This window comes from Bradyrhizobium sp. 62, from assembly GCF_023073035.1.
In the GTDB taxonomy this organism is placed as follows: domain Bacteria; phylum Pseudomonadota; class Alphaproteobacteria; order Rhizobiales; family Xanthobacteraceae; genus Bradyrhizobium.
Genome location: NZ_JADPIT010000023.1, coordinates 313506 through 326226, shown reverse-complemented (window position 1 = coordinate 326226; position 12721 = coordinate 313506). Strand labels below are relative to the sequence as shown.

Sequence of the window (12721 nt, the reverse complement as noted above, 5' to 3'; positions counted from 1 at the left end):
GCGGCCAGCGCCAGCGCATCGCGATTGCCCGTGCGATCCTGCGCGATGCGCCGCTTCTCCTGCTCGATGAAGCCACCTCCGCGCTCGATGCCGAAAGCGAGACGCTGGTGCAGACCGCGCTGGAAGAGCTGATGCGCCACCGCACCACGCTGGTGATCGCGCACCGCCTCGCCACCGTGCTGTCGTGCGATCGCATCCTGGTGATGGACCAGGGCAGGATCGTCGAGCAGGGCACGCATGCGGAGCTCGTGGCCGCGAACGGACTCTATGCCAGGCTGGCGAGGTTGCAGTTCGAGGGGGCGTGAGGCGTCGCCTCACGCACAGTGTCATCGCCCGCGAAGGCGGGCGATCCAGTACTCCGAGACGGTCGTGATTAATCGAGAAGCCGCGGCGTACTGGATTCCCCGCCTTCGCGGGGAATGACGGCGGAGATTTTGGCAGGCGCGTCGCGCGACAAGGTCTTCCTTCATAGCAAGCGGATGATGGATGTTTGTCGATCTCGCGAAGAGCACGATCCGGATCGGCCGCCCTGCGCCCCTGGTGATTGGGAATACTTGAATGATTGTTCTGATCGGTCCGGTACTCTTCATCCTCCTCATCCTGTTCGCTATTCGGCAGCAAAAGCGCGGCCTTGCGGGATGGAAGGCGGCCCTGCTTGTTATCGTGGGCACAGGCGCGATCGCTGTGTTGAGTTTCGGATTGCTCATCGTGGGCTTCCGGAATTTCGGATAGGGCGCCCGCGCGCCCTGAGCCGAGTGGATGGACCTTGCGGTTCCCCCGGATGTGGCGCCTAATCGGGTATCGCCGGCCAAAGGCTCGTCCATAGGCGTCGGTGCCTGAGAGATGATTTGCGCTCCCGCCTCAACGGGAGTGCGCATCATGGCCCAGCCATACAGCGAAGAGACCCGCGAACTCCTGGAGCGGGCGCAGCGAACGATCAACGAGTCGATCGAGCTTCGCGAAGAAAGCCGCCACGCGATCCTCAAAGCCAAAAGCTGGCAATTCGAGCTCGAACTCCGCCTGAGCCGAGAGCGCGTCACGGAGAGTTACGCGACAGCGCCGATCATCGACACTTCGGCGACAGCGCCGGCACATTCGGCCATGGCCAGTTCTTCCAGCTCCCGTCCTCATCGACGCAGGCCGATGGCCCAAGGCCGTTCGTCGGAGCACTCGTCGTCTTGACCGGCGTGGCGAGGCGCTGGTCGACATAGCTCGTCGAAACATATCCGGCGACGATGACGCCGAGCAGGACCGAAGATCCCTTGGCCAGATCGCTCAGTTTCATCGGTCATCTCCATCCGCTTGCCGGCGCACCTTCTCAAGGCACAACGAATAGCTGCCGCCATGGGATCCCGACGTGACGGGCGTCACGCGCCCCAGAATCTAAGGTTGCCAAATCATCTTCAGCACCGGACGTCCCGAGGTCGGATTCACCTCGTCGCCGGCATGCGCGAAGCCGTTGCGCTCATAGAAGCGGATGGCGCGGCTGTTGTCCTTGTTGACGAGCAGTGTCACGCCGGTCGGTGACAGACGCTTGGCCTCGTCCACCAGCAGCCGCGCCGCATCCGAGCCCCAATGCGCGGGATCGACAACGAGCTGGTCGAGATAGCCGTCGCCGTCGATGGTGACGAAGCCCGTGAGTGCGCCGTCCTGCTCCGCCACCACGATCGAAGCCTTCGGCACCAGCTCCTTGCGCCAGCGTTCGCGCCACCAGTCCAGCCGTGCCGCGAAGTCGATCTGCGGATAGGCCTGCTGCCAGGTGCGATGCCAGAGCTCGATTGAGGCGGCCTCGTCCGCGGGAAGGTAAGGACGAAGATGGAGGGCGCTCACTACCGCTCCGTCAGCTTCAGCTCGATGCGGCGGTTGCGCTTGTAGGCTTCCTCGGTGTTGGCGGTGTCGAGCGGCTGGAATTCGCCGAAGCCGGCGGCGACAAGGCGCTGGGCGGGCACACCGAGCGAGATCAGGTACTGCACCACCGAGATCGAACGGGCGGCCGAGAGGTCCCAATTCGACTTGAAATTCGCACCGTTGACCGGACGCACGTCGGTGTGGCCGTCGACGCGCAGCACCCAGGGGATCTCGTTCGGGATCTTCTTGTCGAGATCGATCAGTGCGGTCGCGAGCGTGTCGAGCTCGGCGCGGCCTTCGGGCAGCAGCACCGCCTGTCCGGTGTCGAAGAACACTTCGGACTGGAACACGAAGCGGTCGCCGACGATGCGGATGTCGGGGCGGTTACCGAGGATGGCGCGCAGGCGGCCGAAGAATTCCGAGCGGTAGCGCGACAATTCCTGCACCCGCTGCGCCAGGGCGACATTCAGGCGAGAGCCCAGATCGGCGATTCGATTTTGCGATTCCTTGTCGCGCTTCTCGGAGACGTCTAGCGCTTCCTCCAGCGCCGCTAGCTGCCGCCGCAGCGCGCTGATCTGCTGGTTCAGCACCTCGATCTGCGCCAGCGCGCGGGCGGAAACCGCCTTCTCGGAGTCCAGTGCCTTGCCGAGCTCGGAGGATTTGCCCTGCGCATCGTTGCCGGCGGCGGCGAGCCCGTCATAGAGGCCCTTGATGCGGTCGCGCTCGCTCTCGGCCGAAGCGAGGCCGGCTTTCAGCGACGAGACCTGGTCGTCGAGCGTGAGCTTGCCGAGCTTCTCCAGCGACAGCAATTCGTTGAGCTGCGCGATCTTGGCGTTGAGCTGCTCCAGCGCCTTGTCCTTACCGGTGACCTCCTGCGACAGGAAGAACTGCACGACCAGGAACACCGACAGCAGGAACACGATCGACAGCACCAGCGTCGACAGCGCGTCGACGAAGCCGGGCCAGTAGTTGAAGGAGGTATCGCCGCGGCGGCCGCGCGCCAGTGCCATGTCGTTAACCCTTCTCGGGCTGACGCGCGATGCGCTCCAGCAGGCGCCGGATCTCGCGGTTCTGCTCGCCCTGGCCGTCGGCCCATTCGCGGATCATCTGCTGCTCGGTCCGCATATGCGAGACCAGCGCCTGGATGGCTTCGGCGAGGCTCGCCATCGCCGCGGTGGTGCCGCGGCTGCCGCTGCCTTCCTCGAGCACCGTGCGCAAGCGCTCGACGACAGCCTGAAGCTCGCCGCTGGCAATGCCACCGCCGCCACCGCCGGAGGCGACCGCCACCTCGCCGTTGCCATATTCGCGCACGGTGGTGGCAAGCCAGTCTTCGAGATCGGTGTAGAAACGGTTCTGCGCCTGGCTAGATTGCAAATCGAGGAAGCCGAGGATGAGCGAGCCGGCAAGGCCGAACAGCGAGCTCGAGAACGAGATGCCCATGCCGCCGAGCGGGGCGGCCAGCCCCTCTTTCAGCGTGTCGAACAGGGCGCCGGAATCGCCCCCGACCTTGAGCCCGTCGATTACCTTGCCGACCGAGCCGACCGTTTCGATCAGGCCCCAGAAGGTGCCCAGCAGGCCGAGGAAGACCAGCAGCCCGGTCATGTAGCGGGAGATGTCGCGGGCCTCGTCGAGGCGGGTCGCGATCGAGTCGAGCAGGTGCCGCATGGTGGTCTGGGTGATCGACATCCGCCCGGTGCGCTCGCCGCCGAGGATCATCGCCATCGGCGCCAGCAGCTTGGGGTGGCGGGCGGGCGCAAGGCCGGGATCGGCGATGCGGAAATTGTTGACCCAGGAGACTTCGGGATAGAGCCGGATCACCTGGCGGAAGGCCAGGATGATGCCGATGAACAGCACGCCGCCGATCAAGGCATTGAGCCCGGGATTGGCGAAGAAGGCCTGGATGATCTGCTTGTAGAGCACCACCCCCACCAGGGCGCAGAGCACCAGGAAGACCAGCATCCGCACCAGGAAGACGCTGGGCGAGGATAGCTTTGTGTATTCGATGTCGAGGGAGGAGCGGGGCGAGGCGCCTGGCGGCATGGCCGGTATCATCCGTTAACTTGCTTGCGGGGCGCACTATGGCACAGCGCCAGCCCAAAAAAAGCGCCGGATGCGCCGATTTCGGGGAGAGCTGGGGAACCCAAAGCTGAAACCGGGCTTTGGTAAGGACGTACTTTGCAAATCGTCGGCATTCCACAGGTTCAAGTCGCACTTTTCCCCCTGCCCAAGACGGAGTCGTCGCATGAGCGTCGTGTCCGCGATCATCGGGACTGCCGAACGGGTGCCTTTGCCTGATGTCGTGATCCGCGCGGCGATCCAGCGCCTGTGCTCGCGCACGGTGACGCGCCTGTCCGCGCTGGGCGGGCCGGACGATGCCGCTTTCGCCGGGCGGATGATGCTGCGGCCGATCGCCGAGGACGCGGATGCCGGGCATGACAAGGTGCCCGCTTCGGTCTTTGCGAAGGTGCTCGGTCCCAACCGCAAATACTCCTGCTGCTTCTACAAGACGGACGCGACCACCTTGCAGGAGGCCGAGGAGGAGGCGTTGCGCCAGACCGCCGAGCATGCCGCTCTCGCCGACGGCCAGACCATCCTCGAGCTCGGCTGCGGCTGGGGCTCGCTGTCGCTGTGGATGGCGCGACAGTTTCCGCACGCCAAGGTGACGGCGGTGTCGAGCTCGCAGGCGCAGCGCGCCCATATCGAGGAAGAGGCACGGCTGCGCGGTCTCCTCAACCTGCGGGTGGTCACGGCGGACATCAACGTGTTCGCACCCGACGGGCAATTCGACCGCATCGTCTCGGTCGAGATGTTCGAGCACGTGATGAACTGGCGCAAGCTGATGACGCGCCTGCGGTCATGGCTGGCGCCCGAGGGGCGCTTCTTCATGCACATCGTCGCCCATCGCTCCGGCTCTCACCTGTTCGACCGGGCCGATCGCGACGACTGGATCGCGCAGCGCGTCTCAACGGGCGGGCTGATGCCGAGCCATCACCTCGTCAGGCAATTCGACGATATCTTCACGGTCGAGAAGGAATGGTGCTGGAGCGGCACGCATTATCAGCGCACCGCCAACGACTGGCTCGCGAATTTCGACACGCATCGCTGTTTCATCGAAGCGGCCTTGCGCAACATCCATGGTGAGGAGACCGCCCTGCAGATGCGACGCTGGCGCTGGTTCTTTCTCGCGACCTCGGGCCTGTTCGGCTACGCCGACGGAACCGAGTGGGGCGTCAGCCACTACCGGATGAAGGCGGCGGGATAAGGCGCGGACACTCGAAAGAATTTGTTAAGCGTCTTTCGTTGCGCAAACGGCACAGGCTGCGCGTTTTCTTTGCAGGAACATGTTGCGATTGTTGTCTGATCATTTCCGCTCGCCTATCGTCGTGGTTGTCCTTCGTGGACGACATAAATCCGCATCCCCGAACGGTGCGGACGCAATTGGAATGACGTATGCGCGAATGCATCGGTGCTGCCTCGATCCGACGACACCACGATGATCCGCTGCGGAGGAGTCTGAAACGGACGCAGCGCTCTCGATCCAGCGACACCCGGACGCGAATGCTTCGCTTGCTGCTGGCAAGCGCGGCAGCGGCACTGATAGCCCTGTCCACAGCATCCGCCTCCGCCCAAAGCTGGACCGGTACGACCAGCAATGACTGGACGGTCGGCAGCAACTGGTCGGGCGGAGTGGTCCCAATCGCGGGCAACGGCGTCAACATCAATACGACCTCGCCAAACCCGACCGTGCTCGGCATCGGCGGCGCGGCAGTCGGAGCGACCGGAAGCCTCTTCCTTGGCGGATCTTCCAGCAGTCTGACGATTCAGAACGGCAGCACGCTGACGAGCAACGGCGCGTCTCTCGCGATTGGAGTCGCAGGCGGGAACAACGGCACCGTGACTGTCAGCGGCGCCGGATCGCAATGGATCACATCCGGCGATCAGATCGAAATCGGCGCCAGTGGCAATGGCACACTCAACATCCAGAACGGCGCCAGAGTCGTCGCCCAATCAGGGGTTGCGCTCGGAACCTTCGCTGGTGGCGCGGGCACGCTCAATATCAATAGTGGCGGCACACTCGAGACGAACACTCTCGCACGCGTCGCTGTCGGAACCGGACAGGTCAATTTCGATAACGCCATCCTGCGCGCCCGGATAAATACCGCCTTCTTCATCGGTGGATTTTCGGCGGGAACACTCAACATCGCCACAGGCGGGCTGACCGTCGACACCCAGGCTTTCACCGTGAGCGCGAGCTCCGGTTTTTCCGGCGTCGGCGGATTGACCAAGACCGGCGCGGGTACCTTCAATCTCCGCGCAGCCAATACCTATACCGGTGCGACGGTGATCCAGGCCGGCACGCTTGCCCTCGCCAGTAGTGGCTCGGTTGCCGCGTCAAGCCGGGTCGTGGCAAACGGAACCTTCAGTATCTCGGGCATCACTGCCGCCGGCACGAGCATTCAAAGCCTGGCAGGAACCGGCACCGTCGCGCTCGGCGCGAAGAACCTCACCATCACCAACGCGAACGATCAGTTTGCCGGCGTGATCGGCGGCACCGGCGGCCTGACGCTCACTGGCGGCACCCAGACGCTGGCCGGCGCCAATACCTACAGCGGCGCGACCAATGTGAACGGCGGTACTTTGCGCGCCGGAGCCGCGAACACCTTCAGCGCGGCCTCGGCCTTTGCGGTAGCCTCCGGCGGCACGCTCGACCTTGCCGGCTTCAATCAAACGCTCGCTTCGCTCGACAATGCCGGCACGGTCACCCTCGGCGGCGCGCCGGGCACCACGCTGAGCGTTGCCGGCAATTATGTCGGCAGTGGCGGCACCGTGCAGCTCAACAGCCGGCTCGGCGGCGATGGCTCTCAGACCGATCTGTTGCGAGTGCAGGGAAGCACGTCGGGCACTTCGTCGCTGCGCGTCACCAATGTCGGCGGCACCGGCGCGCAGACCGGCGAAGGCATCAAGGTGATCGATGTGGTCGGCGCGTCCAACGGCAGCTTTTCGCTTTTGGGCAGCTATGTCTTTCACGGCGAGCAGGCGGTGGTCGGCGGTGCCTATGCCTACACGTTGCAGAAGAACGGCATTGCCAGCCCGGGCGACGGCGATTGGTATCTGCGCTCAAGCCTGCTCAACCCGCCGCCCGCGACACTTCCGGGTCCGCTCTACCAGCCGGGCGTTCCGCTGTACGAGAACTATGCGCAGGTGCTGCTCGGCATGAATGATCTGCCGACCCTGCAGCAGCGCGTCGGCAACCGCTATTGGGGCGGCAGCGATGCGATGGCGCGCGCCGGTGGCGCGGCGACGGTGCCAGGCGCGGCGTCATCGGCGCCGACGGCGTTCTGGGGCCGCATCGAAGGCGGGCATTCCGACTTGCAGCCCTCCAACACAACGGGTTCGACCTACAAGGCCGACCATCTGAAAGTGCAGACGGGGCTCGATGGTCTTGTGCTGGAGAACGAGCGGGGCCGGTTGTTCGTCGGCCTCACGGCGCAATATGGCCTGACGACCGCCAATGTCGCCTCGTTCTTCGGCAATGGTCGCATCCGCGTCGAGGGAACGGGCGTGGGCAGCACGGTGACCTGGTACGGCGACAACGGCTTTTATGTCGACGGTCAGGCGCAGTCGATGTTCTATCGCAGCGATCTCAGTTCCGTGCTGGCCGGCAGCCTGATTCACGGCAATGAAGGGCTCGGCTACGCCTTCAGCGCTGAAACCGGCAGGCGGATCGGTTTGGGCAACGGCTGGCTGCTGACGCCGCAGGCGCAGCTTTCCTATGCGAAGGTCGCTTTCGACAGCTTTGCCGATCGGTTCGGCGCGCCGGTCGCGTTGCGCGATGGTGACAGCCTGCTCGGCCGCGCCGGTCTTGCACTCAACCACCAGAGGACCTGGAACGACGGCACGGGCATCGTGCGATCCGATGTCTACGGGATTGCCAATCTGCGTTACGAGTTCCTCAACGGCACCACCGTCGATGTCGCGGGCACCAGCTTCGCCAATGCGCAAGATCGGCTGTGGGGCAGCATCGGCGGCGGCGGCACCTATAGCTGGGCCAACGGGCGCTACGCTGTCTTCGGCGAAGTCTCCTACAATGCGAGCCTCAACAACAGCGCGGACAACCGCAATTACAAGGGCACCGGGGGCTTCCGTCTCACCTGGTGAGTCACGCCGCCCGCAGCAGGGTGGGAACACCGCTCGTTGCGATCTTCTGTCGCAGCACGCGGCGGTGGAACCGGACTCACAATCGGGTGAGGCGTAAAAAACGCCATGAACTCAGTACCATAGGCCGTGTGACATTGGGCCGCCCGCAAGGTGCGTTGCGTCGCAGCACGTCCCCTCTATTTTGACGGCATCAGCCGCGTGCCATGGCCCAGAACGGGCCCCGCGGCGCGTGATCAGTTTCAACAATATCGGGGCACTTAACTTCATGTCAGGACTTCGCGCGCGATCGGCATGCGTTGCAATGATGCTCGCGGCCTTTACGCCGCTGTTGGCAGGCTGCGACGAATCCAGCTCCGCCATTTCAGCAGCCCAGCCCAACGACCCCGATGTCAGCATCGTCATCGTCAAGCCGCAGCCGCGCGCCGTGGTGCGCGAGCTGCCGGGCCGCATTGCGCCGACGCGGGTCTCCGACGTGCGGCCGCGCGTCTCCGGCATCGTGGTCGAGCGCCTGTTCCGACAGGGCAGCGAGGTGAAGGCTGGCGATCCGCTGTACCGGATCGATCCGCGTCCGTTCGAGGTCGAGGTGATGGCCAACGACGCCGCGGTCGCCAAGGCCGAGGCCGCGCTGATGCAGTCCCAGCAGCAGGCCCGCCGCATCGCCACGCTCACAGCCCAGCGCGCCGCGCCCGAAGCCGAGAACGAGAAGGCGATCGCGGCCGAGCGCCAGGCCCATGCCGAGGTCGAGGGCCGCAAGGCCGACCTCGCACGCGCCAAGCTCAATCTCGACTACGCCACCGTGCGCGCGCCGATCGACGGCGTCGTCGGTGCCGCCCTGGTCAGCGAGGGCGCGCTCGCGGTCCAGAACGAGACCAATCTGGCCACCATTCAGCAGCTCGACCCGATCTATGCAGATTTCACCCAGTCCGTGAACGAGCTCAACCAGCTCCGCCGCGCCTTCGAGAGCGGTGACCTCGAGCGCATCGCGCCTGATGCCGCCAAGGTGCATCTCGTGCTCGACGACAACACCCTCTACTCGCTCGACGGCAAACTATTGTTCTCCGACGCCAAGGTCGACGCCAATACCGGTCAGGTGACCTTGCGCGGCGAGTTCCGCAATCCCAAGCGCGAGCTGCTGCCGGGCATGTATGTCCGCGTCCGCATCGACCAGGGCCTCGATAGCGACGCGATCGCGGTGCCGCAGCAGGCGATCCAGCGCAACGGCGGCGGCGGCAGCGAGGTGTTCGTCGTCAAGGACGACAACCACATCGCGGTGCAGCCGGTGCGCACCGGTTCGGTGCAGGACGGAATCTGGTTCGTCACCGAGGGCTTGAAGGCCGGCGACAAGGTCGTGGTCGAAGGCTTCCAGAAGTTCGCCGCCGGCGACAGGGTCAAGCCGCAATCCTGGTCGGAAGCGGATGCGACCGCCGACAATCGGCACGCCCAGAAGCTGACGCGGTAACGCGCCATGGCGAGCTTCTTCATCGACAGGCCGATCTTCGCCTGGGTGGTCGCGCTGTTCATCTGTCTGGTCGGCGCAATTTCGATTCCGCTGTTGCCGATCGCGCAGTATCCGATCATCGCGCCGCCCTCGATCTCGATCTCGACCAGCTATCCCGGCGCCTCGCCCGAAAACCTCTACAACAGCGTCACGCGGCTGATCGAGGAGGAGCTCAACGGCGCCTCCGGCATCCTCAACTTCGAATCCACCAGCGACTCGCTCGGCCAGGTCGAGATCATCGCCAATTTCGTGCCGGGCACCGACACCAGCGCCGCCTCGGTCGAGGTGCAGAACCGCATCAAGCGCGTCGAGGCGCGGCTGCCGCGCGCGGTGATCCAGCAGGGCATCCTGATCGAGGAAGCCTCCAGCGCGGTGCTCCAGATCATCACGCTGAACTCGACCGACGGCAGCCTCGACGAGGTCGGCCTCGGCGACTTCATGATCCGCAACGTGCTCGGCGAGATCCGCCGCATCCCCGGCGTCGGTCGCGCCACGCTGTATTCGACGGAACGCAGCTTGCGCGTCTGGGTCGATCCGGCAAAGCTGGTCGGCTATGGCCTGACCGCCGACGACGTCAACAAGGCCATTGCCGCGCAGAACGCCCAGGTCGCTTCGGGCAGCATCGGCGCCGAGCCGTCGACCTCGACCCAGCGCACCTCCGCGCTGGTGCTGGTCAAGGGCCAGCTCTCGTCCCCGGATGAATTCGGCACCATCATCCTGCGCGCCAATGCCGACGGCTCGACCGTGCGGCTGCGCGACGTCGCGCGCATCGAGGTCGGCGGCCTCAGCTACCAGTTCAACACCCGTCTCGATGGCAAGCCGACCGCCGGTCTGTCCGTGCTGATGTCGCCGACCGGCAATGCGCTGGCGACCGCGAGTGCCGTCGAAGAGAAGATGAAGGAGCTGTCTCGCTTCTTCCCGGCCAATATCGGCTACGAGATTCCCTACAACATCACGCCCGTGGTCGAAGCCTCGATCAAGAAGGTGCTGACGACGCTGGTGGAAGCCATCGTGCTGGTGTTCGTGGTGATGTTCGTATTCCTGCAGAACATCCGCTACACCATCATTCCGACCATCGTGGTGCCGGTGGCGCTGCTGGGCGCCTGCACCACGCTGCTGCTCGCCGGCTACTCCATCAACATGCTCTCGATGTTCGGCATGGTGCTCGCGGTCGGCATCCTCGTCGACGACGCCATCGTCGTGGTCGAGAACGTCGAGCGCATCATGGCCGAGGAGGGGCTGCCGCCGAAGGAAGCGACGCGGAAAGCGATGTCGCAGATCACCGGCGCCATCATCGGCATCACGCTGGTGCTGATGGCCGTGTTCGTGCCGATGGCGTTCTTCCCGGGCTCGGTCGGCATCATCTACCGCCAGTTCTCCGTGACCATGGTTGCGGCGATCGGCTTCTCCGCCTTCCTCGCACTGTCGCTGACGCCGGCGCTGTGCGCGACCTTGCTCAAGCCCGTTGCCGCCGGTCATGGCCATGCGAAAAAAGGCGTGTTCGGCTGGTTCAACCGCATGCTCGACGGCAGCAAGGAGGGTTATTCCCGCACCGTCGGTTTCTCGCTGAAGCGCACCGGCCGCTTGATGCTGGTCTATGTCGCGCTGCTCGCCGGCCTGTCCTGGGCCTTCGTCAACCTGCCCGGCGGCTTCCTGCCCGTCGACGACCAGGGCTTCGTCACCACCGACGTGCAGACGCCGTCGGATTCGTCCTATGGCCGGACCGAGGCGGTGATCGAGAAGGTCGAAAAATACCTGGCGCAGCGCCCGGGCGTCGACAACGTCACCTTCCTCACCGGCTTCAGCTTCTCCGGCCAGGGCATGAACACCGCGCAGGCCTTCATCACCCTGAAGGACTGGTCGGAGCGCGGGCCGAAGGATTCCGCGGCCGCGATCGTCGCCGACATCAACCGCGATTTGTCGTCGTCGATCCGCGACGCCAAGATCTCCGCGCTGCAGCCGCCGCCGATCGACAATCTCGGCAACTCCTCGGGCTTCTCGTTCCGCCTGCAGGACCGCGGCCAGAAGGGTTATCCGGCCTTGATGCGCGCCGCCGATCAGTTGATCGCGGAGGCCAATGCGAGCGCTGTGCTTCAGAAGGTCTATGTTGAAGGCCTGCCCGAGGCCGGCGTGGTCAATCTCGTCATCGACCGGGAAAAGGCCGGCGCCTTCGGCGTCACCTTTGAGGACATCAACAATACGATCTCGACCAATCTCGGCTCGAACTACATCAACGACTTCCCGAACCGCGGCCGCATGCAGCGCGTCGTGGTGCAGGCCGATGCCCGCGACCGCATGCGAACCGAGGACATCCTCAACTACAACGTCAAGAACAGCCGCGGCCAGCTCGTGCCGTTCTCGTCCTTTGCCACCGTGGAATGGGCGCGCGGACCGACGCAGATTACCGGCTTCAACTACTATCCGGCGGTGCGCATCTCGGGCGAGGCGAAACCCGGCTTCACCTCGGGCGATGCCATCGCCGAGATGGAACGGCTCGCCGGCAAGCTGCCGCGCGGGTTCGGCTATGAATGGACCGGACAGTCGCTCCAGGAGAAACTGTCGGGTTCGCAGGCGCCGTTCCTGCTCGGACTCTCGGTGTTCGTGGTGTTCCTGTGCCTGGCCGCGCTTTACGAGAGCTGGACCATTCCGCTCGCGGTGCTGCTCACCGTGCCGCTCGGCATCGTCGGCGCGGTGGTGGCCGCCATGCTGCGCGGCCTGCCCAACGACGTCTATTTCACCGTCGGCCTGATCACTATCATCGGGTTGGCGGCCAAGGACGCGATCCTGATCATCGAGTTCGCCAAGGATCTGCGGAAAGAAGGCAAGCCGCTGGTGGATGCCACCATCGAGGCCTGCCGCCTGCGCTTCCGTCCGATCCTGATGACGGGCCTCGCCTTCATCTGCGGTGTGCTGCCGATGGCCATCGCCCATGGCGCCGGCGGCGCCAGCCAGCAGGCGCTCGGCAGCATCGTGATGGGCGGCATGATCGCGGTGGTGATTTTGGCGCTGCTGATGGTGCCGGTGTTCTTCGTCTCGGTGCAACGCGTGCTGGGTGGGGATCGGGAGAAGGTGGCGAAGGAGGCCGAGATGTACGGGCCGCCCGCGCCGGCCAAGCCGTAAGGTGAGGTGTCATGCCCCGCCTAGTGCGCAATTGCGCACGGGGGGCGGGGCATCCAGTACGCCGTGGCCTTTCCGTACCCAACAGACGCTCTGGAA

General features: G+C 65.0%; 10 protein-coding genes. 6 read left to right on the top strand and 4 right to left on the bottom strand.

The window, feature by feature from the left end; translation table 11 throughout:
• Together IVB47_RS25155 and IVB47_RS25150 are read left to right on the top strand one after the other, a co-directional pair.
• The coding region (locus IVB47_RS25155) for an ATP-binding cassette domain-containing protein (RefSeq protein WP_247465243.1) at positions 1 to 305 on the top strand (305 nt) is incomplete at its 5' end.
• 253 nt (positions 306 to 558) lie between these two features.
• Positions 559 to 732 carry a hypothetical protein gene (locus IVB47_RS25150; protein WP_247283832.1) on the top strand — a complete coding sequence of 58 codons (174 nt, stop codon included), beginning with the start codon at positions 559 to 561 and terminating at the stop codon, positions 730 to 732.
• 331 nt (positions 733 to 1063) lie between these two features.
• Here the strand turns inward: IVB47_RS25150 and IVB47_RS25145 are convergent, their stop codons facing one another.
• The 4 genes from IVB47_RS25145 to IVB47_RS25130 form a co-directional block, all read right to left on the bottom strand.
• A complete protein-coding gene (locus tag IVB47_RS25145) occupies positions 1064 to 1285 on the bottom strand; it encodes a hypothetical protein (RefSeq protein WP_027570257.1) in 222 nt (73 codons plus the stop codon).
• A gap of 98 nt (positions 1286 to 1383) precedes the next feature.
• Positions 1384 to 1830, bottom strand: a complete 447-nt coding sequence (locus IVB47_RS25140; protein ID WP_247431894.1) for a GNAT family N-acetyltransferase — start codon at positions 1828 to 1830, stop codon at positions 1384 to 1386.
• A complete protein-coding gene (locus tag IVB47_RS25135) occupies positions 1830 to 2858 on the bottom strand; it encodes a peptidoglycan -binding protein (RefSeq protein ID WP_247283836.1) in 1029 nt (342 codons plus the stop codon). The genes IVB47_RS25140 and IVB47_RS25135 overlap by 1 nt, the downstream gene beginning before the upstream one ends.
• A gap of 4 nt (positions 2859 to 2862) precedes the next feature.
• Positions 2863 to 3888 carry a flagellar motor protein MotA gene (locus tag IVB47_RS25130; RefSeq protein ID WP_247359542.1) on the bottom strand — a complete coding sequence of 342 codons (1026 nt, stop codon included), beginning with the start codon at positions 3886 to 3888 and terminating at the stop codon, positions 2863 to 2865.
• Between the two features lie 202 nt (positions 3889 to 4090).
• Between IVB47_RS25130 and IVB47_RS25125 the strand changes: the two genes are divergently transcribed.
• The 4 genes from IVB47_RS25125 (at position 4091) to IVB47_RS25110 (ending at position 12625) form a co-directional block, all read left to right on the top strand.
• Complete coding sequence (locus IVB47_RS25125; protein ID WP_247465241.1) at positions 4091 to 5110, top strand: cyclopropane-fatty-acyl-phospholipid synthase family protein; 1020 nt, start codon at positions 4091 to 4093, stop codon at positions 5108 to 5110.
• A gap of 296 nt (positions 5111 to 5406) precedes the next feature.
• Positions 5407 to 8007 (top strand): autotransporter outer membrane beta-barrel domain-containing protein, encoded by a 2601-nt coding sequence (locus tag IVB47_RS25120; protein WP_247465237.1) that lies wholly within the window; start codon positions 5407 to 5409, stop codon positions 8005 to 8007.
• Positions 8008 to 8272: 265 nt separating this feature from the next.
• On the top strand, positions 8273 to 9466 hold the full coding sequence (locus IVB47_RS25115; RefSeq protein ID WP_155810045.1) for an efflux RND transporter periplasmic adaptor subunit: 1194 nt from the start codon (positions 8273 to 8275) through the stop codon (positions 9464 to 9466).
• 6 nt (positions 9467 to 9472) lie between these two features.
• Positions 9473 to 12625 carry a multidrug efflux RND transporter permease subunit gene (locus tag IVB47_RS25110; protein ID WP_247465235.1) on the top strand — a complete coding sequence of 1051 codons (3153 nt, stop codon included), beginning with the start codon at positions 9473 to 9475 and terminating at the stop codon, positions 12623 to 12625.
• Positions 12626 to 12721: the final 96 nt, after the last annotated feature.